Source organism: Dyadobacter chenwenxiniae, assembly GCF_022869785.1.
Lineage (GTDB): Bacteria > Bacteroidota > Bacteroidia > Cytophagales > Spirosomataceae > Dyadobacter > Dyadobacter chenwenxiniae.
On sequence record NZ_CP094997.1, the window covers coordinates 6303961 to 6324060 of the forward strand.

The window sequence follows — 20100 nt, forward strand, 5'->3', positions numbered from 1 at the left end:
GATATGAAGATTTTGCAGCCCATTAAGATTGGTTTTTTCATTGGGATAATAACCTTAATCGCAACCAGTTGCGACAAAAAGCAGACTGCGGAAGAAAGGAAAGCCGATAGCCTTGCACATTGCATTGCCGACGGCATTCCGTCGAGGGCGTCGGCAATAAAAAATGCGAGTTACATTACCGAAGGGAAAGGTGATACAACCGGAATGGCGTGGATCAATGGCGGCAAGTTCCTCATGGGAGCCGACGAATTTCCGGATTCGCGCCCTATGCATGAGGTGACCGTCAATGGCTTTTATATAGATAAGCATGAGGTTACCAACGCAGAATTTGCGGCTTTTGTGAAAGCGACCAATTACAAAACTGTTGCGGAAAGACCGTTGAACCCGGCTGATTATCCGGGCGTTCCTGCCGATAAGCTGGTTCCCGGATCGGCCGTTTTTACGCCTACACCAACACGCGTTTCTTTGGATAACCCCTTACAATGGTGGAACTACGTTGCCGGCGCAAGTTGGGCGCATCCCGAAGGGCCATCATCCTCGATTAAAGGCCGCGAGAATTATCCCGTCACCCATGTATCTTACGAAGATGCCGCTGCTTACGCCAAATGGGCAGGAAAAAGGCTTCCTACCGAAGCGGAATGGGAGTTTGCCGCGCAGGGCGGTAAGGGTAACCACACTTATTATTGGGGTGATGAATTGAAGCCCGGGAACAAATGGGTGGCAAATATTTACCAGGGGAGTTTTCCGGACAAAAACACAAAAGAAGACGGCTTCCTCACCGCAGCGCCCGTGCAAACATTTCCCGCTAATCCTTACGGTTTGTATGATATGGACGGCAATGTATGGGAATGGTGTGAAGACCTTTACAGACCAGATTATTACCAAAAAAGCCCGAAGGATAATCCAAAAGGACCCGCTGATAGTTATGATCCCGACGAGCCAGGCGCTGTAAAACGTGTACAGCGAGGCGGTTCTTTCCTTTGCAGTGACGATTATTGCATCCGCTACAAGGCAGGCAGCCGGGGAAAAGGCGAGGTTACCAGTGGCAGCAATAACCTTGGGTTCCGTTGTGTAAAGGATAAGATCTAAATTTTTGTTAAGATTGAGTGAAATGAGTATGCATTTTCTAACGGTTCCAGGCCTGGCAAGCTCAGGTCCCCAGCACTGGCAGACCATATGGGAACAACAGTATCCGCATCTGTTTAGCAGGGTGCAGCAGGAAAACTGGGACTGGCCTGTGAAGGAGGACTGGGTTAGGCAATTGGATAAACAAATAAGTGAATTGACGGGCCCTACTGTGCTGGTGGGGCATAGTTTGGGATGTATAACCATTGCACATTGGGCGCAGGAACACAGCTCTTTAAACATTAAAGGTGCATTGCTTGTGGCACCCGCCGATGCCGAAATGTCAAAGCGTTTAAATTTTGTTGTTGGATTTACGCCGATCCCCGTTAAACCTTTTGAATTTAAAACGGTCGTAGTAGCGAGCACCAATGACATTTATGCAACAATAGGCAGGTCAAAGACTTTCGCTGAAAACTGGGGCAGTGATTTTGTTAATGTTGGAAAAAAAGGGCATATCAATGCGGTTTCAGGACTGGAAGATTGGAAAGAAGGAAAAGCGATCCTGGAAAGCCTTAGTGGGTTAAAGTTTGCCGAATAAATTTTATTATATCTTCTTATCTTACAAATCAATTTTACAACTTAACAATCGAATGACTATGAAAAAAATGTTTGTTTTCCTTGTTGCGGGTTTGCTGTTCAATGCTGCTGCAATCGCTGGCGGTCCTGATAAAAAAGCTGCGGACAAAACACTTGCAGTTGACACAAAAAGCAGCAAAATAACCTGGGGCGCTAAAAAAGTAACTGGAACGCACGCGGGCACAGTGCCTGTGGAAAGTGGTTCATTGATTGTTGATGGAAATAAATTGAAAGGAGGAAGCTTTGTTGCGGACGTAAAATCGCTTGTTGTGACTGACATCGAGGATAAGGATATGAACGGAAAACTAACAGGTCACCTTAAAAGTGATGACTTCTTTTCAGTTGAAAAACATCCTCAGGCCAAGCTTGTGATCACCTCGGTAACACCAAAAGGAGGTGATAATTATGACGTTGCCGGTAAACTGACCATTAAGGGCATCACACAGGATGTGAAATTCCCTGCAACGGTAAAATCAGACGCTAACAAAGTGACTGCTAATGCAAAAGTGACGGTGGACCGCACTAAATATGATATTAAATTCCGCTCTACCAACTTCTTCGAAAACCTTGGAGACAAGGCGATCGAAAACGATTTTACATTGGATGTGAATCTTGTTGCTAACAAATAAGACAAGGTAATTTTAAGAAAAGTTTGTATAATCCGGCTCGATTTCGTTCGAGTCGGATTTTTTTTTAACCCAATCTTATCCATGAAAAAGATATTTACCAGCCTTTTCCTGAGCCTGATATTATTTGCAGGAAATGCTTTTGCCCAACAGGATAACAAGCTGCCCGACTGGACATTCGGCGGTTTCCAGCGTCCCGCAGGCGTTAACCCTGTCATTTCCCCGGATTCAACTTCGACATTCTTTTGTCCGATGAACAAAAAGCAAGTTGATTGGGAATCCAACGATACATTCAATCCGGCGGCAACGATCAAAGACGGAAAAATCGTGGTCCTTTACCGCGCCGAGGACAAAGCAGGCCGCGCAATCGGAAAGCGCACTTCCCGCATTGGTTATGCGGAAAGCGAAGACGGCATCACATTCAAAAGACGCAAAGAACCCGTTTTGTATCCCGCAGAAGACAGCCAGAAAAAGAACGAATGGCCAGGAGGCTGCGAAGATCCGCGCGTTGCCGTCACCGAAGATGGCTTGTACGTGATCATTTATACGCAATGGAATCAGGACAAAGCGCGGCTGGGCATTGCCACGTCAAGAGATTTATTAAAATGGGAAAAGCACGGCCCGGCATTTACCAAAGCATTCAATGGTAAATTCAATGAGATCTGGTCAAAATCCGGCTCCATCGTAACCAAGTTGGTCGGCGACAAACAGGTTATCGCAAAAATCAATGGCAAATACTGGCTCTACTTTGGCGAGGCGAATGTAAACCTGGCATCGTCAACCGACCTGATCAACTGGACGCCGCTCGTAGACAGTAAAGAAAACCTGGTTAACCTGATCTCACCTCGCAAAGGCTTTTTCGACAGTAACTTAACAGAATGCGGCCCGCCAGCCATTGTTACGGACAAGGGAATTGTGCTTTTATACAATGGTAAAAACGATAAAGGCGAGGACGGCGACAAGCGTTTTACGCCCAACAGTTACTGCGCCGGCCAGGTTTTGTTTGATAAAAATGATCCTTCCAAAGTGCTGGCCAGGCTGGATGTTCCGTTCTTCCGTCCCATGGAACCGTTCGAAAAGAGCGGACAGTATGTTGCCGGGACGGTTTTTATTGAAGGAATGGTCTATTTTAAAAATAAATGGCTCCTATACTACGGCTGCGCAGACTCCCGTGTTGGCGTAGCGATCTACGATCCTAAAACGAAAACTTCCGGCGATCCGTTGCCGTGAAAGACAAGTCGCAGCGTTTTAACCTCCGACATCTCGTTGCTAACAGTATTTTACGCCTCTGGCATTTGCATCTGCAATTTGGCCGGGGAGCTGCGAACAGCGTTTGCATCATTTAATTTTTGCCGATCGATCGATCGGAATTGAATGGGCGTATATGGTAATATAAAAAACGAACTTATTACCTATGAAAACGTCGATCAAATTTACAAGCTTTCTTGCAGTGGCTTTAATGACTGCTTTTGGTGCATTTGCGCAGGAAAAAACAGTAACGGTGGGTGGAGCAGAAATGTATCCTAACAAAAACATCATTGAAAACGCAGTTAATTCAAAAGATCACACAACATTGGTTGCCGCAGTAAAAGCAGCTGGCTTGGTAGAAACATTGTCAGGCACAGGTCCTTTCACAGTTTTCGCACCGGTAAATTCAGCGTTTGCAGCACTTCCGGCAGGAACGGTTGATAACCTGTTGAAACCAGAAAACAAAGCAACATTGACATCGGTATTGACTTACCATGTGATCCCTGGAAAAGTTGATTCTAAATCAGTTGCGAAAATGATCAAAGATGGCAACGGAAAAGCAATGGCGAAAACAGCACAAGGCGCTGAGCTTACTTTCTCCATGGATGGAAAAGACCTGATTGTTACAGATGCAAAAGGCAATAAGGGAAAAGTAACCATTGCAGATGTGTACCAATCGAATGGCGTGATCCACGTGATCGACAAAGTTTTGATGCCTTAATGAATTGAGTTTTGCGAGTTTGGTTGTGTAGAGTGGTTGTGATGTGGCGGGAGGGCTTAGGCTTTCCCGCCTTTTTTGTGCGCAATGCAGACTTTCCAGGTTTTTAAAACCTGGAAAGTCTCATCCAGGCAGGTTAGTACAGGACAGTCCGACGGATAATTTTAGGAATTTTTGGATATTATTTTCTGCTTTTTTAAGAGTAGTTAAGTTAAAATTGCCGTTGTTGTAAGGGAAGCCATTGTTTCAGAAGTCACTAAACCTATAAATACAATCCAAATGAATTCCAGATTTATTAGCGCCGGACTTATCCTGGCCGTTTTATTGAGCATTGGAAGCCAGATTTCATGCATTGCCCAAAAGAAAGAAAAAGGGTTCGTATCCATTTTTGATGGCAAATCATTAAAAGGATGGGATGGTGATCCAAAATACTGGAGAGTGGAAAATGGAAATCTTGTAGGAGAAATCACACCTGAGACCCTTTTGAAAACAAATTCATTCATCATCTGGAAAGGCGGCGAGCCGGCAGATTTCGAATTGAAAGGCTCTGTAAAGATCGCGACAGCCGGTAATTCAGGCATTAATTACAGAAGCGAGCAGTTGACAGATGTGCCTTTTGCATTAAAAGGTTACCAAGCCGATATTGATGGAAAAAACAACTATACAGGCCAAAATTACGAGGAACGCAAAAGAACAACCCTTGCATATCGCGGTCAGAAAACAACCATTAAACCTTATACAGGAGAAAATACACCAGAAGCTGTGCGCGCAGGCGTAAAAGGCAATGCATGGACAGGTTTAGAAGTGACCGGGTCATTGGGCAAATCCGATTCCTTGAAAACTTTGATTAAAAGCGAAGACTGGAACGAGTTTCACATTGTGGCCAAAGGAAACCGTCTGCAACATTACATTAATGGTGTTTTGATGAGCGAAGTGACGGATAATGATACAGCAAATGGCAAAAAAAGTGGTTTGCTTGGCGTGCAGGTTCACGTAGGCCCGCCTATGAAAGTGGAATACAAAGATTTGAGAATCAAACAATAGCGTCAGTGCCAGCTGCTGGCAACAACGAAATTTAGTACAATGAATAAAATAGGATTTAATGTGCTGGCCTGGACGGCGGCGGTTTCTGATGATCTTTTCCCAATTCTGGACCGCTTAAAAGGCATTGGTTATGACGGAGCCGAATTTTATTTAGGCCCTCAGGAATCAGCCGCATATCAGCGTGTAGGAAATTATACCAAAGACATTGGCCTGGAAACAACAGCTGTTATGACGCTCGGCGCGGATGAAAATCCGGTGAGTGAATCAGTCGAGGTGCGGCAAAGGGCTTTGGATAAAATCAAATGGGCTGTTGATCGCGCACATGATCTGAATGCGAAAATTATTTGCGGGCCGTTTCATTCAGCGCACACGGTCTTTGTCAACCGGCCTGCTTTGGAGCAGGAATATGCATTGGTCGGGGAGGTCTTGCATGCCGCCGCAGACTATGCCGCACAAGCCAACATTACATTCGCATTAGAAGCGCTCAACCGTTTTGAATGCTATTTGTGCAACACCATGGAGCAATTACTCAAACTGGTGAAAGCAACGGATCATCCCAATGTGCGCGCCATGTTCGACACGCATCATTCCAACATTGAAGAGAAAAAATACGCAGCAGCACTGCAAACCATTGCACCCGTACTGGCCCACGTCCACATCAGCGAGAATGACCGCGGCACGCCAGGGGACGGGCAAGTGCTTTGGGATGATGCATTTTCGTCATTGGCCGCAATCAAATATCAGGGCTGGCTTACCATTGAAGCATTTTCGAGGAACGATCCGGATTTTGCCAATGCAATCGGCGTTTGGCGAGAGTTTTCAGATCCATGGGACATTGCAGAGAACGGCTACAAATTTATCCGAGAAATGAGCTTGAAACACGGTCTTTGAGCAAACCAACATCATTCCTGACCCATGCAAAAAACCTTGAAATCATTGCTGTTCATAAGCTTTGCTACATTAATATTCAGTTTTATATCAATTTGTACAAACGCACAGGGCAACGACGCAAGCAAATATCGTGTCATTTACAAAGGCGATAAGGGACCGGGCGTTGGCAAAAACATTGTTTTTATTGCCACCGACCATGAATACAGAGGCGAAGAATCGTTGCCAGCGTTAGCGAAAATTCTGGCAAAAACGTATGGCTTCACCTGCACAGTGGTCTACGCGCTCGATTCTGTCGGTAACATTTTCCCGGGAGGATCAGACATTAAGGGCCTCGACGTGCTGGATAAAGCCGACTTACTGGTCATGTTCATGCGCTTCGCTAGTTTCCCGGACACAGAAATGCAGCACATTGACGATTATGTAAAGCGTGGAGGGCCAATCGTCGCTTTCCGCACATCTACCCACGCTTTTGATACAAAAAAGAATCCCAAATGGGCCCATTACGGCTGGGACTACAAAGGCGATAAAACCAATTGGAAAGATGGTTTCGGCGAATATGTCTTAGGTGAGAGCTGGGTTTCCCATTATGGAACGAACCACAAGCAATCTTCCAAAATCATTATTGAAAAATCACAGGAATTGCACCCCATCATGCGCGGCGTAAAAGATATGTGGGTGCAGTCCGGCGGCTACACAGCCGAACCGAAAGGGACGGTGCTCGCAAGAGGTCAGGTGCTCAACGGCATGACTGCAATTTCCGAGCCCGACAAAACCAAAGAATTGCTTCCAGTCGCTTGGATTAAGGATTATCAGGTCGAAAACGGGAAAAAAGGGCGCTCATTTACAACTACGCATGGTGCTTCTGAGGATTTGCTGAATGAAGGTTTTCGCCGGATGGCGCTGAATGCGACATTCTGGGCGATGGGCATGGAAAAAGAGATTAAGCCATCCAATGACATCGCTTTCGTGGGACCTTACAAACCCACCACATTCAATTTCAGCGGTTATAAGGCCAATGTGAAACCATCGGATCTGGCCGGCTGGGATTCACTGATTATGCCCGGTGAAATTGTTAAAAAGAAGACGAAGTAATTTTTGATTTACATAAATTAATTAAAACATTTAATGTCTCAAACACTTCCATTTCGCTTCGGATCAGAGGTTTACACCTGGTTTATGAGCAACAACGGTCAAACGCATCAAGGTCGGCTGGGCCATATGATTGAAGTGATAGCCAAAGCCGGGTTTACCGGAATTCAGCCCATTTTCACCTGGATGGGGGATTTGATCGATCCTGATAAGCTGGAAGCAAAGCTGGATGAACAAGGCATTGAGCTGGCTGCGTTGGCCTTAGCATTGGATTGGAATGAAGCTGAGGAAACCGAGCGCGAGCGCGAAGTGGCGGATCATGCGATCAGAGTCTTACAACGTTTTCCAGGTGCTGTTTTAAATACGGTCCAAATTCCAACAGGCCGTCACGATCTGGCTGAGCGTCAAAAAAGGCTTGTTAACATTGTAAATACGGTTTCAAGACGCGCCGCAGATAAAGGCGTTCCGTGCAGTTACCACCCCAATTCACCGCACACATCCATTATCCGCACAGCAGAAGATTATAAGATTGTGCTGGAAGGACTGGACGCATCGGTTACAGGCTGGACACCAGACGTCGGTCATATTATCAACGGCGATATGGACCCATTGGCCAAAATGAAAGAATATCAGTCGCTCATTAACCACGTCCATTTCAAAGACTGGGACGGAAATCCTGAATTTACATTAATGGGCAAAGGGAAAGTGGATCTTTTGGGTGTAACCCAATGGCTGAAAGATATTAATTACACCGGCTGGATCATTTGTGAAGACGAAGGAAAAGAAGCATTGGAAGATCCCGACTTCGTCACAACACACGACGGAAGCTGGATCCAGAACGAGCTTATTCCGGCATTGAGGTGACTTCGGCTGTCGGCTATCGGAACAGATATCTGTTGCTGCACAGGCCCCAGCGGGGCTTCCTGTTCTAGAAATATGAATTGACAATTTGTTTGAGCCCCGGCGGGGCTTCCTGTTTCTAAAAAATACGAATCGACAATTTTGTTTAGGCCCCGGGGGGCTCCCTGTTTCTAAAAAATACGAATCGACAATTTTGTTTAAGCCCCGGCGGGGCTCCCTGTTTCTAGAAATACGAAACGACATTATTTGAGCCCCGACGGGGCTTTCTGTTTCTAGAAAATACGAAACGACATTATTTGAGCCCCAGCGGGGCTCCCTATCATTAACCAGCACGATGCCAACGATAAAAACCAACGGAATAAACATGTACTACGAAGAAAGAGGTTCCGGTGAGCCGCTTTTGCTGATCATGGGCATCACGGCGCCCGGGGCAGTCTGGAATGTGCATGTGGCCGACTGGAAACATCATTTTCGCTGCATTATCGGCGATAATAGAGGGGTAGGACAGACGGACAAGCCAGCAGGCGCATACACAAGCGAGCAAATGGCCGACGATTATGCAGGTTTACTGGATTCCCTTGAACTTGAAAATGTAAATGTTGTAGGTTGTTCAATGGGCAGCACGATTGCCCAGCAACTCGCGATCCGGCATCCTGAAAAAGTGAAATCACTGGTGTTAATGTGCCCCTGGGCACGCTGCGACGCTTACGCGAAAGGATTATTCCAGCATATCATGAACAGCAAAGCGAGGTTCAGGCCGGAGGAATTTAGCTTATATATTCAATTATTGATCTTTTCAAAATCATCGTGGGACGATCCCAGAAAGCACGAAGAACTTGAATTGGGCAGAAAGCAGGACGCCGTAAATCCTCATCCGCAGCCCTTACACGGACTGGAAGGGCAGGCCGCGGCATGTATCAATCACAATGCGCTGGCTGATTTGGAGAAAATCAATCAACCTACATTGGTCATAGGAGGACGGGAGGATATTTTCACACCCGTTTGGATGGCGGAGGAAGTCGCAAACGGCATTCCGAACGCTGAGCTTTTCCTTTACGACAAGCTCGGACATGCTTTTCACTTCGAAAACACGGATGATTTCAACCTGAGAGTGAGGGATTTTCTATCAAAAACACATTAAAAGGAGGTGTTTAATGCCTTTTTTATTTTTGAATTGACCTAATACAAAATGGAAAGTGCGGAGCATATAAATCAGGACCAGCCAGCAGACTGGAAAAACAAAGTATCCAATCACGCTCAGATAGGCGGAATCGAAACGTCCATTCTCGACAATGGCGCCGGAAGAGGAACACGGATTGCCTGGATCAATACAGGAGCCGGATTACGTTTCAAAGTGGTGATTGACAGGGCGATGGATATTGCAGAAGCGTTTTATAATCAGCATAGTCTGGCCTGGCTGAGCCACGGAGGCATCACCTATCCGCAGCCGTTTTCCGACAAAGGCATTGATTGGTTACGCACATTCGGAGGCGGTTTGCTTACAACTTGCGGCCTTACGCACGTGGGCGGGCCTGAGTCCGACAAGTTTGGTGACAGAGGCTTGCACGGATTGATCAGCAATTCACCGGCAGAAATCGTTTCCATTATTCAACCTGACGTGAGGGCCGGGAAGCTGGAAATGAGCATTACAGGCATTATCAGGGAAACAAAACCATTCGGGCCCAGTCTGGAACTCAGAAGAACCATTTCAGCAACACTGGGACAACCCGGACTTCGCATTCACGACGAAGTAACCAATAAAGGCAACACGCCATCGCCTCATATGCTTTTGTATCATTTCAATTTCGGCTGGCCGCTGGCTGACGATGGAACAGATATTCTGTGGAGAGGCAAATGGCATCCGAGGCACGGAGAAGAAAATGCCAGGATTTTCAAAGAAGGAAACAATTTCAAAAAGTGCCCCGCCCCACTGGACGATCACCTCGGAAGCGGTGAAGAAGTGGCTCTGATTGACATAGAAGCAGATATTTTTGGCGACAGCGTCTGCGGACTTTATAATGCTAAAATCGGTCTGGCTGTTGGGCTAAAATTTAAAAAAGAACAGCTCCCCTGGATGGCGAATTGGCAACATTGGGGCAAAGGCGAATACGTTACCGGCCTCGAACCAAGTACGCATCCGCTGTCCGGCCAGGCAAAAGCGAGAGAGGATAAGACCTTGATTTTCATTGCGCCGGAGGAGACGAAGGTTTATGATTTGGAGTTGAATGTGATGACTGAGAAGGAAGCGATTGATGAGTTTGTGTTAAATGTAAATGTGGCCTAGGCTTCCTTTGTCAGCCTGAGCGGAGTCGAAGGCGCGCTACTCCTTGGTGACGCGCCTTCGACTCCGCTCAGGCTGACAAGGGAAAGTAAAAGCTCAGGCTGACAAAGCAAAAGTGAAAGCGCAGCTAATAAAGGCATAAGCACGAGGCTCACGCTGGCAAAAGCAAAAGCCTGAGCTGACGACGGATACAAAAAATAACAAAGCAAAAGTTTACAACTAAACCAATTTATTAACCACAATGGGACTTTCGAGTATAGCTGAAAAGGCATTAGAGCAGGGAAAAGGGATTTTGCGTTTGGCGCCGACTTGGGTGCCGCGTTCGTTTTGTGTTCCAGGGCGCAGGATCAAGTTACATCCGGACGATTATTATGTGCTGGGCGGCGTCCGCGGCGGGATTGATGAGCGCTGGTTGTCATCCACCACACCTGCGAAGAATGGACCCTTAACCGGTGAAAATGAGGGTTTAAGTGCCGTTGTTTATGATGATGGAAATGGCGAGCAGCAAATTTTGCTGAAAGACGCTGTGGAAGAGCTAAAAGGCGCGCTGATCGGCGACCGTTTGTGGGATGAATATCAAAGCTGGCCGATGTATTCCAAGTTTTTTGATAACATGGGCCCACTTCCGCACCACATTCACCACAATGATGAACACGCTGCATTAATCGGCCAAAACGGCAAGCCTGAGGCTTATTATTTTCCGCCGCAACTGAATAACCACGGCGGTGATTTTCCTTACACATTTTTCGGCATCACGCCTGGAACGACCAAGGAGCAGATCAAGGAATGTCTGATGAATTTCAATAAAGGTGACAACAAGATCACGAATTACTCATCTGCTTTCCGCCTTGAACCGGGAACGGGTTGGGACGTTCCTCCTGGAATGTTGCACGCACCGGGAAGCTTGTGCACATACGAGCCGCAGAAAGCTTCCGACGTTTTTGCTATGTATCAATCCCTTGTAAATGAAGCGATTGTTCCTGAGGAATTGCTTTGGAACGGAACGCCGGAGGACAGAAAAGGGGATTACGACCAATTGATGGAAGTGATCGACTGGGAATTGAATACCAATCCTAACATGCTCGAAACCCGCTTCATGCGCCCTAAATCGGTTCGTGATGATGCGGAAATGGAAGCGGAAGGTTATAGCGAAAAGTGGGTTTGCTATCTCAATGAAGCATTCAGCGCGAAAGAGCTGACTGTTTTCCCTAGTCAAACTGTAACGATCAAAGATGCAGCGGCTTACGGGATTATTGTGATGCAAGGTCATGGCAAATTCGGTGAGTGGGACATTGAGACACCTGCATTGATCCGTTATGGACAACTGACTAACGATGAGTTTTTTGTAAGTGAAAAAGCGGCAACAGATGGCGTTGTAATCATCAATCCTTCCAAAACAGACCCCATTGTAATTCTAAAACACTTCGGTCCGGGAAATCCGGATTTGGTGTTGTAAAAGTTAAAAGTTTATGAGTCGATGAGTTTAAAGAAATTATAAACTTTTAACTCTAAACTCATAAACCTTGAACTATAAACTTCTTAAACTTTAAACTTCTTAACCATGCCAGAAAATAATTATCCTAAGCTTCACAATGCCACATGGCCTGGGATTGTGGGTAAAGGTTCTGATGAAGAGCCGATTATTTCTTTTGATACAATGCTCGAAAAAACCGCGTCTGCGGAAGTGGACGGAGTTCGTTTTGACGGCGTTGATCTGGGCCTTTTCGACCCGCATGTTGGTATTTATATGAACCAGGACGGCGGCGCGGAGCGCCTGGCTGAAAAGTTGAGCGGCCTGAACCTCGAAGTGGGGAGCCTTGTGGCCAATGTCTGGGCCGGTTCTGCGATGGGGACAAAGGAAGCGAAAGATACATTTGTGGAGCAGGTGCGCCAGGCTTGCATTTTTGGTAAAAAACTGCGTGACCTCGGCATCCGTCAGGGCGGCGTAATCCGCGTTGATTCAGCCGCTTCACCGGAAGTTTGGTCTGCTGATCCTGCTGCGAACACAAAGCAAATTGCTGAAACATTCCGACGCGCTTGTGATGTAGCGGCTGATTTTGGTGAAAAAATTGCCGCCGAAGGAGAAATTTGCTGGGGCGGGATGCATAGTTGGAAAGCCATGCTTGATACACTGAAAGCTGTTGGTCGCCCGAATATGGGTTTCCAGGCCGATATGTCGCATACATTCCTTTATTTATTGGGTTACAATGCACCTGACGATCGGATTTTGCCGGTTGATTTCCAGTGGGGCGACCGTTTTGCTTTGGAAGAAGGTTTGAAAAAAATGACTGCTGAATTGCGTCCCTACACATTCGATTTCCACGTTGCGCAAAACGACGGAACAGTTCATGGAACAGGTTCACACGACAAAACCGGCCGTCACTGCCTGGCGACAGATCCCAATGGAAAGCTGGACATTACAAAAGATGCAGGATATTGGCTACGCGACGAAAATGGCAATGTTACCAAGGCATTCCGTCACATTTGCTGGGACGGCTGCATGTTCCCGAACGAGGTGATGACCAATCAGCAGACCTGGAATGACATTCTCGCGGCGCTAGTAAAAGTGCGTCAGGCGCATGGCTGGTATCAGGAAGATAAAGTTATTTCTCCCATCGTTTAACCCGATTTGAATTCAGAAATATGTCAAATAAAAAAGAAATCAGGATTGCGTTGATCGGAACCGGATTAATGGGCCGGACGCATTCCAATGGATATAAAAGAATAGGCGACTTCTTCCCTGAGCTGGAATATCGTCCCGTTTTAAAGGCAGTTTGCTCGCGTAACGAAGAAAAAGTGCGTGCATTTGCCGAGCAGTGGGGTTACGAATCCATTGAAACCGATTGGCGGAAAATCATCGAGCGCGATGACATTGATGCAATAGATATTTGTACACCCAATGATACGCATGCCGAAATAGCGATTGCAGCAGCTGCGGCAGGTAAAATGATCCTATGCGAAAAGCCATTGGCAAGAACACTGGAAGAAGCCAAAACCATGGTGGATGCCATTGAAAAAGCAGGCGTTCAGAACACGGTTTGGTATAACTATCGTCGTGTGCCTGCGGTAACATTGGCGAAACAAATCGTTGATTCCGGCAAGCTGGGTCGTATTTTCCATTATCGCGCCAATTTCCTGCAGGACTGGACAATCAACCCGGATGTTCCGCAAGGAGGCGCTGCGACGTGGCGACTTGATGTAGACGCAGCTGGATCTGGCGTAACGGGCGATTTGCTTGCACATTGCATCGACACAGCGATGTGGATCAATGGTGGGATTAAGGACGTTTCGGCTGTTACTGAAACATTTATCAAAGAACGCGTGCATTCAGCCAGCGGCGAGGTGAAAAAAGTCGGCATTGATGACGCCTGTATTTTCCACTGCCACTTCGATAATGGTTCACTAGGTCTCTTTGAATCAACGCGTTACGCACGTGGCCATAAGGCGCTTTATACATTTGAAATCAACGGCGAGCACGCTTCCATCCGTTGGGACTTGCACGATTTGAACCGTCTGGAATTCTTTGATCATAACGACGAATCCATCGTTCGCGGTTGGAGATCAATTCTGGTAACCGACGCCGACCAGCCTTACATGAAGCGTTGGTGGATTCCAGGCACGAGCATTGGTTACGAACATTCGTTCATCCACCAGGCGGCCGACTTTTTTGAAAGCCTGCAAACCGGCGAGCCTTGCCGCCCAACTTTCAAGGATGCTTACGAAACCCAGAAAGTATGCGAAGCAGTGCTTGATTCGGCAGCATCTAAAAGCTGGAAAGACACTAATGTGACTTGGGAAGGCTGACATTAATTGATTTAATTCATTCAGTTCTATTTCCGCTTACATTATCTATTTATCATAGAGCCCAGGGTTGAAACCCTGGGCAATGTTTTGTTTTTGAGGGTCTTGCATCCGGTATGTTTCTTGACTTCTGTATCTATATAATAGCATCCCAAAAAAACACCAATTGCCCCCGGTTTCAACCGGGGGATAAATAATATGATTGAATCAATCCTCAAAGTTTCAAATCTCTCAAAGTCATTTTCCGGTGTGCAAGCACTGGAAAATATTCAATTTGAGCTGAAAAGAGGAGAAGTGCATGCCTTAATGGGGGAAAACGGAGCGGGCAAGTCTACTTTCATGAAAATCCTGATCGGCTTGCTTGCGCCGGATTCAGGAGAAATTGTTTTTGAAGGACAAAATTTAAAGAACAGCAAAGTCAGCGACACCTTGAAAAAGGGCATTTCAATGATCCACCAGGAAATCCTGATCATTCCTGAACTGACTGTGGCGCAAAATATTTTTTTGGGGCGAGAAAGGGAAATTTCTGCAAGAAAAGGCTGGACTTCCGGTTGGTTGAATGACGCTGCTATTGATAAAAAAGCGGCGAGCCTTCTGGAAGAAATGGGCGTCAACATTGAACCAAAGGCCAAAATGAAACATTTGAGTGTTGCTCAGATGCAAATGGTTGAAATAGCGAAAGCGATTTCAAATGATGCAAAAGTGATCATTATGGACGAGCCAACTTCCGCCATTTCCGACAAGGAAGTTGATACACTTTTCAAAATCATCAAAGACTTGAAAGCAAAGGGAGTAAGCATTATTTACATCTCTCACAAAATGGACGAGATATTCCAGATTTCGGACACCATAACCGTCTTGCGGGACGGGAAATGCATTGCCACCAAAAGCGCCGCAGACCTTGATAAGCAATCGTTAATATCCATGATGGTCGGTAGGGAAATTGAACATATGTTTCCTGAATCAAATCGTGAAAAAGGGGAGCTGGTGCTTTCAGTGAAGGGTTTACGTAAAAAAGGCCGGTTTGCAGACATTAGTTTCAACGTGCACGCCGGAGAAATCCTTGGTTTTGCAGGATTAATGGGTGCCGGACGAACCGAAATTGCGCGGGTGATTTATGGTTTGGATAAGCAGGACAGCGGCGAAATCAGCATTAGAAATAAATCTGTAATCAATAAAACACCCCGGCAGGCCATTGAAAACGGCATTGGCTATGTGAGTGAAGATCGCAAGGGTTTGGGCTTTATTCCTGGCATGTCGGTGAAGGATAACACCACATTGGCCAGCATGAGGCATCATAAAAAGGGGATTTTTATAAATGGGTTAACCGAAAAAGCCTCCACGGAGCAAATGATTGCAGACCTGCGTATCAAAACTGCCGATATGCACCAGAAAGTCACATATCTGAGCGGGGGCAATCAGCAAAAAGTAGTCATAGGAAAAGTGCTGCTCGCAGCGCCCGAAATCATCATTCTCGACGAGCCGACAAGAGGCGTAGATGTGGGAGCGAAATTTGAAATATATAAACTCATCCGCAGCCTTGCAGACAAAGGAATCGCCATCATTATGATCTCTTCCGAATTGCCTGAGATACTTGGAATGAGTGACCGGATTATGGTTATATCAAAAGGAAAACAAACGGCGATCCTTTCCAGAGAAGAAGCAACGCAGGAATTAATTATGAAATACGCGGTTGCTTAAGGGGCTTTCAGCTGTCGGCAGTCAGCTTTCAGCTTTGTTCAATTTAAACTAAAAATACAGCGATAGCCGAAAGCCGATCGCTGACAGCTAAAAATGAATAATTCTTCCTCCCGATTCAAGGCACTTAATCAATACGGTATTTTCCTCGCTTTTGCATTGATATGCATTGCACTAGCATTGAGCACCCCTAGGTTTTTTACGGTTCCGAACCTGATGATCATTGGCACGCAGGTTTCCATTAATGCGTTGCTGGCATTTGGCGTCACTTTTGTCATTATCACCGGCGGAATTGATCTTTCGCTTGGTTCCATGGTTGCCGTTGCGGGTGTTACAGCCGCCATGTTTGCGCATCCGGATACTTATCCGCTGCTGGTGCCGTTGCTGACGGGTTTAGCGGCTGGCGTGCTCTTCGGTGCTTTCAACGGGTTTGTAATCATCAAAAGTAAAGTGCCGCCGTTCATTGTAACACTCGGAACTATGACCATCGGTCGCGGGCTTGCATTGATTTTAAGTAAAGGCAGACCAGTTTCCAATTTGTCAGACACTTTCAATTTTATTGGTGGCGGCAATGTTTTTGGAATTCCTTTTCCCATCATTATTCTCATTATCGCATTCATTGTTTGTTCTGTTATTCTAAATAAAACCGTCCTTGGTCGCTACATGTACGCGGTGGGCGGTAACGAGCAGGCCGCGCGGGCATCCGGAATCAATGTGAGTAATGTAAAAATGTGGGTATATACGCTTTGTGGACTGCTTTCTGCTGTTGGCGGAATATTGCTCACTTCCAGAATCACAACCGGTCAGCCCAACGCCGGCGCAGGCTTTGAGTTGGACGCCATTGCCGCTGCAATCATCGGCGGCACCAGCACATCCGGCGGCACCGGCACCATGACCGGAACGTTGATCGGCGCATTGCTTATTGGTGTGATCAGCAATAGTCTGGATCTGCTGAATGTGACTTCGTATTATCAGCAGGTTGTGATGGGCATTATCATTATTGGGGCGGTTGTGCTGGACAGCATGGGTAAAAAAGATCATTAGTTTTTGAAAACGGAATCAAAATAGCATGGCGCATTCAATGAAATATTTCCTACTGACCGCATTAACGTTGGCCATTGCAGGCTGCAACCAATCTCAAAAAAGCGAAGGCGGGGATGACGGATCGGGTAAAAAGCTGGTCGTAGGCGCCACCATGCTGAGTATGCAAAATGAATTCATTGTTAATGTCAGCGATGAAATGAATGCCAAGGCAAAGGAATTAGGCATTGAACTCATCACCGTGGACGCCGAGCGCTCTGCTTTAAAGCAGGTGGAGCAAGTCGAAAGCTTCATTGCGCAAGGCGTGGATGCCATTATCATGAACCCGTGCGAAGTTGAAGCAAGTTCGCCTGCGGTCAAGCTGGCAATGGATGCCAACATTCCAATCATCAATGTCAACTCCGAGACTTCCGCAAAACCAACTGCATTCGTAGGTTCTGATGATACGGAGTCTGCCCGGATTGCGATGGAATATCTGGCTGAAAAACTGGGCGGCAAAGGAAATGTGCTCATCATGCACGGATTTATGGGCCAGGCTGCACAAATCAAGCGGGACAATGGAGCAAAGGAAATCCTGAAAGCCAATCCAGGCATGCAGCTCCTTGCCGAGCAAACCGGTGAATGGGACCGGGCAAAAGCCATGTCATTAATGGAAAACTGGATCCAGTCCTACGGTGCAAAAATCAACGCCGTCTTCGCACACAATGACGAAATGGGCATGGGAGCAGTTAAAGCGCTTGAAGCCGCAGGATTGAAAGACAGGGTGATAGTAGTAAGCGTAGACGCCATCCCGGACGCATTGCAATCTGTTAAAAAAGGAACCCTAAACGCTACAATTTTCCAGAATGCACAGGAACAAGGCGGTAAGGCGATAGAAACCGCGGTTAAGGCTGCTAAGAAAGAGAAGTTTGAAAAGCAGGTTTTGATTCCTTTTCAGCTGGTGACCAAGGAGAATGTGGGGGAGTATTTGAAGTGATTACTCCGGCTTTTTCCTTTCGTTAAGAAAACTTAAATCTACGCCTTCTAGCTGTTTACGGGCAAGTTCATTTTTCATTTGAACAAATTCTTCAACGGAAGCATATATCCGTTCTTCTCTAAATTTGGTCCTTTTCGCTCTTGCTGTCGGATTCATTTGATTTTGTCGTTTAAGTATGTGAATAAAAATGCATCGTATTTTCGATTTGGAATGAAAAGCTCTCGTTTCATTTCTTTCAAGCCATAAATTTCGAAAATTCTTCTCGCTTCTAAAAGTTCTTTGCTTATAATAATATTGTAAAGTCGCGTTCTGGCAGGTGTGCTTCCGGTAATGTAAATGGATGAATTTGGATACGCTTTACAGAATGTGATCATGCTGTTTACGACGGTGGCAATGACTTTTCCCATGTCAAGATTATTGCTAATATTTCGATCGCAGCTTTCTCCGTTGCTTAAAATATCGCATAAGGCTAAGTTATACATATTAGATACTTTGTCACTGGGCGTATAAATAATGAGTTTTCGGATAGACTTAAATTCGCTAACACTTTCAAAATCAAACAGTAAACAATTTTCACTTGCTTTATAGTCGTAATATTCTGTTTTCATATTGCATTGTTTTTCCCGCCATTTAGACGTAGACGCAAAACAGAAGTCACTCATATCAAATAAAAATATTTGCTGAAAGTAAACCTGCCTTTAAAATCTCTTTTAATTTCAACTGAGCTAGTCCTTAACCAATCAATTATTCAATGAACAGTTTCAATATCAATCGCCGGAGTTTTATACATGGCGCTACGGCGGCACTTGCGCTTTCTACATTCGGGGCGAGGGGGATGGACCTTATCAATCCTGCAAAAACGCTCCGCGTAGGGCTTATTGGCACCGGATGGTATGGTAAAAGTGATTTGTTCAGATTGATACAAGTGGCTCCGGTTGAAGTGCTTGCGCTTTGTGATGTTGATAAAAATCAGTTGAATGAGGCAGGGAAGCTAGTCAGTCAGCGCCAGAAGTCGGGTAAGACGCCGAAGCTTTATGGCGACTATCAAAAAATGCTGGCGGAGAATGAAATGGACATTGTCCTCATCGGCACGCCGGATCATTGGCACGCATTGCAAATGATTGATGCGGTGAAAGCGGGTGCGCATGTGTATGTGCAGAAGCCGATCAGCGTGGATGTTATGGAAGGGGAGGCCATGGTGGCCGCTGCCCGCAAATACAACAAAGTCGTTCAGGTAGGAACGCAGCGCAAAAGCACACCGCATTTGATCGATGCGAAAAAGAACATTGTCGATGCTGGCTTGCTGGGCAAAATTTCGCATGTCGAAATGTGCTGCTATTTTCATATGCGCAACAATGGTAATCCGCCTGTTGAAGCAGTTCCTGATTTTTTGGATTATGAAAAATGGACCGGACCTGCGCCATTACGTCCTTACGACGGGCTGCCGCACGTTCGCTGGTGGCGCACTTTCATGGAATATGGAAATGGTGTAACGGGCGATATGTGCGTGCATATGTTGGACACCGTGCGCTGGATGCTGAAATTGGGTTGGCCGAAAAAGATCAGTTCAACAGGCGGGATTTACGTTCAGAAGGAAGGTAAATCCAATATTTCAGATACACAATCTGCTATTTTTGAATATGATGAACTGAATTGCGTTTGGCAGCACCGCACCTGGGGAACGCCTAACAATCCTGATTACCCCTGGTCATTTACGCTTTACGGAGAAAAGGGAACGCTCTGGGCAAGCACAATGGCTTATGACTTTATTCCGCAAGGAAAAGGCGAAAAAATCCATAAAGATGTGGTTTTTGAAAAAGAAAAATATCCGGAAGATGTGACGGAAAAAGCGATTGAGCTTAATGCGGCACCGGCAACCCGACTGCATATGCTCGACTTTTTAAGTGCGATCGATAACAGCAGCAAGCCTGTTGCCGACATTGAGGAAGGTCACATATCCACAGCAAGCTGCATTCTTGCAAATCTTTCCATGAAAACAGGGCGACCCATTGTTTATGACCCGGTAAAACGCAAAATTGTGGGTGATAGAGAGGCAAATGCGCTTTTGGCCCGCCCATATCGAGATCCCTACAAACATCCGGATTACAAGAAAGTTTAGCCCCTG

Annotated in this window: 20 protein-coding genes; 18 read left to right on the plus strand and 2 right to left on the minus strand. The window is 46.1% G+C overall.

All coding sequences use genetic code 11. The features are described from left to right. The first annotated feature begins 3 nt into the window (after positions 1–3). From MUK70_RS27010 to MUK70_RS27090, 17 genes are all read left to right on the plus strand, one after another. Positions 4–1089 carry a formylglycine-generating enzyme family protein gene (locus MUK70_RS27010; RefSeq protein WP_234656832.1) on the plus strand — a complete coding sequence of 362 codons (1086 nt, stop codon included), beginning with the start codon at positions 4–6 and terminating at the stop codon, positions 1087–1089. 22 nt (positions 1090–1111) lie between these two features. Further along, positions 1112–1663: an RBBP9/YdeN family alpha/beta hydrolase gene (locus MUK70_RS27015; RefSeq protein WP_234656833.1), complete on the plus strand. Its 552-nt coding sequence runs from the start codon at positions 1112–1114 to the stop codon at positions 1661–1663. A 58-nt stretch (positions 1664–1721) separates the two neighbouring features. Then, a complete protein-coding gene (locus tag MUK70_RS27020; protein WP_234608409.1) occupies positions 1722–2330 on the plus strand; it encodes a YceI family protein in 609 nt (202 codons plus the stop codon). An 81-nt stretch (positions 2331–2411) separates the two neighbouring features. Continuing rightward, positions 2412–3557: a beta-1,2-mannosidase gene (locus MUK70_RS27025; RefSeq protein WP_234656834.1), complete on the plus strand. Its 1146-nt coding sequence runs from the start codon at positions 2412–2414 to the stop codon at positions 3555–3557. Positions 3558–3741: 184 nt separating this feature from the next. Further along, positions 3742–4296: a fasciclin domain-containing protein gene (locus MUK70_RS27030; RefSeq protein WP_234656835.1), complete on the plus strand. Its 555-nt coding sequence runs from the start codon at positions 3742–3744 to the stop codon at positions 4294–4296. A 276-nt stretch (positions 4297–4572) separates the two neighbouring features. Further along, complete coding sequence (locus MUK70_RS27035; RefSeq protein ID WP_234656836.1) at positions 4573–5337, plus strand: 3-keto-disaccharide hydrolase; 765 nt, start codon at positions 4573–4575, stop codon at positions 5335–5337. Between the two features lie 39 nt (positions 5338–5376). Then, on the plus strand, positions 5377–6228 hold the full coding sequence (locus MUK70_RS27040; RefSeq protein WP_234656837.1) for a sugar phosphate isomerase/epimerase family protein: 852 nt from the start codon (positions 5377–5379) through the stop codon (positions 6226–6228). A 24-nt stretch (positions 6229–6252) separates the two neighbouring features. After that, positions 6253–7320 carry a ThuA domain-containing protein gene (locus tag MUK70_RS27045; RefSeq protein WP_234656838.1) on the plus strand — a complete coding sequence of 356 codons (1068 nt, stop codon included), beginning with the start codon at positions 6253–6255 and terminating at the stop codon, positions 7318–7320. Between the two features lie 33 nt (positions 7321–7353). Continuing rightward, positions 7354–8181 (plus strand): sugar phosphate isomerase/epimerase family protein, encoded by an 828-nt coding sequence (locus tag MUK70_RS27050; protein WP_234608415.1) that lies wholly within the window; start codon positions 7354–7356, stop codon positions 8179–8181. Between the two features lie 331 nt (positions 8182–8512). Further along, positions 8513–9319, plus strand: a complete 807-nt coding sequence (locus tag MUK70_RS27055; protein WP_234656839.1) for an alpha/beta fold hydrolase — start codon at positions 8513–8515, stop codon at positions 9317–9319. A 48-nt stretch (positions 9320–9367) separates the two neighbouring features. Next, complete coding sequence (locus MUK70_RS27060) at positions 9368–10462, plus strand: aldose 1-epimerase family protein (RefSeq protein ID WP_234656840.1); 1095 nt, start codon at positions 9368–9370, stop codon at positions 10460–10462. Between the two features lie 238 nt (positions 10463–10700). Beyond that, positions 10701–11915 (plus strand): cupin domain-containing protein, encoded by a 1215-nt coding sequence (locus MUK70_RS27065; RefSeq protein ID WP_234656841.1) that lies wholly within the window; start codon positions 10701–10703, stop codon positions 11913–11915. 105 nt (positions 11916–12020) lie between these two features. After that, positions 12021–13082, plus strand: coding sequence for a sugar phosphate isomerase/epimerase family protein (locus MUK70_RS27070; protein ID WP_234608419.1), 1062 nt, complete (start codon positions 12021–12023; stop codon positions 13080–13082). Positions 13083–13102: 20 nt separating this feature from the next. Beyond that, positions 13103–14263, plus strand: a complete 1161-nt coding sequence (locus MUK70_RS27075) for a Gfo/Idh/MocA family protein (RefSeq protein ID WP_234656843.1) — start codon at positions 13103–13105, stop codon at positions 14261–14263. A 195-nt stretch (positions 14264–14458) separates the two neighbouring features. Continuing rightward, on the plus strand, positions 14459–15961 hold the full coding sequence (locus tag MUK70_RS27080; protein ID WP_234656844.1) for a sugar ABC transporter ATP-binding protein: 1503 nt from the start codon (positions 14459–14461) through the stop codon (positions 15959–15961). A 93-nt stretch (positions 15962–16054) separates the two neighbouring features. Continuing rightward, entirely contained in the window at positions 16055–17002 is a 948-nt protein-coding gene (locus MUK70_RS27085; RefSeq protein ID WP_234656846.1) for an ABC transporter permease, read from the plus strand. A gap of 37 nt (positions 17003–17039) precedes the next feature. After that, positions 17040–17975, plus strand: coding sequence for a sugar ABC transporter substrate-binding protein (locus tag MUK70_RS27090; RefSeq protein WP_234656848.1), 936 nt, complete (start codon positions 17040–17042; stop codon positions 17973–17975). Here the strand turns inward: MUK70_RS27090 and MUK70_RS27095 are convergent, their stop codons facing one another. Together MUK70_RS27095 and MUK70_RS27100 are read right to left on the minus strand one after the other, a co-directional pair. Beyond that, the gene (locus MUK70_RS27095) at positions 17976–18131 is read right to left on the minus strand and encodes a hypothetical protein (RefSeq protein ID WP_234656849.1); all 156 of its coding nucleotides are present in this window, start codon (positions 18129–18131) and stop codon (positions 17976–17978) included. Next, positions 18128–18583, minus strand: a complete 456-nt coding sequence (locus MUK70_RS27100) for a DUF6934 family protein (protein WP_234656850.1) — start codon at positions 18581–18583, stop codon at positions 18128–18130. Before MUK70_RS27100 ends, MUK70_RS27095 begins: the two co-directional genes overlap by 4 nt. Positions 18584–18726: 143 nt before the next feature. Between MUK70_RS27100 and MUK70_RS27105 the strand changes: the two genes are divergently transcribed. Then, complete coding sequence (locus MUK70_RS27105; protein WP_234656852.1) at positions 18727–20094, plus strand: Gfo/Idh/MocA family protein; 1368 nt, start codon at positions 18727–18729, stop codon at positions 20092–20094. The last annotated feature ends 6 nt before the right edge of the window (positions 20095–20100 follow it).

Excerpts from the sequence above, each read along its gene's own strand:
- MUK70_RS27050 (WP_234608415.1), top strand. The coding sequence starts at position 7,354 with ATGTCTCAAACACTTCCATTTCGCTTCGGATCAGAGGTTTACACCTGG.
- MUK70_RS27085 (WP_234656846.1), top strand. The coding sequence starts at position 16,055 with ATGAATAATTCTTCCTCCCGATTCAAGGCACTTAATCAATACGGTATT.
- MUK70_RS27105 (WP_234656852.1), top strand. The coding sequence starts at position 18,727 with ATGAACAGTTTCAATATCAATCGCCGGAGTTTTATACATGGCGCTACG.
- MUK70_RS27055 (WP_234656839.1), top strand. The coding sequence starts at position 8,513 with ATGCCAACGATAAAAACCAACGGAATAAACATGTACTACGAAGAAAGA.
- MUK70_RS27100 (WP_234656850.1), bottom strand. The coding sequence starts at position 18,583 with ATGAAAACAGAATATTACGACTATAAAGCAAGTGAAAATTGTTTACTG.
- MUK70_RS27065 (WP_234656841.1), top strand. The coding sequence starts at position 10,701 with ATGGGACTTTCGAGTATAGCTGAAAAGGCATTAGAGCAGGGAAAAGGG.
- MUK70_RS27010 (WP_234656832.1), top strand. The coding sequence starts at position 4 with ATGAAGATTTTGCAGCCCATTAAGATTGGTTTTTTCATTGGGATAATA.
- MUK70_RS27080 (WP_234656844.1), top strand. The coding sequence starts at position 14,459 with ATGATTGAATCAATCCTCAAAGTTTCAAATCTCTCAAAGTCATTTTCC.
- MUK70_RS27070 (WP_234608419.1), top strand. The coding sequence starts at position 12,021 with ATGCCAGAAAATAATTATCCTAAGCTTCACAATGCCACATGGCCTGGG.
- MUK70_RS27075 (WP_234656843.1), top strand. The coding sequence starts at position 13,103 with ATGTCAAATAAAAAAGAAATCAGGATTGCGTTGATCGGAACCGGATTA.
- MUK70_RS27035 (WP_234656836.1), top strand. The coding sequence starts at position 4,573 with ATGAATTCCAGATTTATTAGCGCCGGACTTATCCTGGCCGTTTTATTG.
- MUK70_RS27020 (WP_234608409.1), top strand. The coding sequence starts at position 1,722 with ATGAAAAAAATGTTTGTTTTCCTTGTTGCGGGTTTGCTGTTCAATGCT.
- MUK70_RS27060 (WP_234656840.1), top strand. The coding sequence starts at position 9,368 with ATGGAAAGTGCGGAGCATATAAATCAGGACCAGCCAGCAGACTGGAAA.
- MUK70_RS27025 (WP_234656834.1), top strand. The coding sequence starts at position 2,412 with ATGAAAAAGATATTTACCAGCCTTTTCCTGAGCCTGATATTATTTGCA.
- MUK70_RS27030 (WP_234656835.1), top strand. The coding sequence starts at position 3,742 with ATGAAAACGTCGATCAAATTTACAAGCTTTCTTGCAGTGGCTTTAATG.
- MUK70_RS27095 (WP_234656849.1), bottom strand. The coding sequence starts at position 18,131 with ATGAATCCGACAGCAAGAGCGAAAAGGACCAAATTTAGAGAAGAACGG.
- MUK70_RS27040 (WP_234656837.1), top strand. The coding sequence starts at position 5,377 with ATGAATAAAATAGGATTTAATGTGCTGGCCTGGACGGCGGCGGTTTCT.
- MUK70_RS27090 (WP_234656848.1), top strand. The coding sequence starts at position 17,040 with ATGAAATATTTCCTACTGACCGCATTAACGTTGGCCATTGCAGGCTGC.
- MUK70_RS27045 (WP_234656838.1), top strand. The coding sequence starts at position 6,253 with ATGCAAAAAACCTTGAAATCATTGCTGTTCATAAGCTTTGCTACATTA.
- MUK70_RS27015 (WP_234656833.1), top strand. The coding sequence starts at position 1,112 with ATGAGTATGCATTTTCTAACGGTTCCAGGCCTGGCAAGCTCAGGTCCC.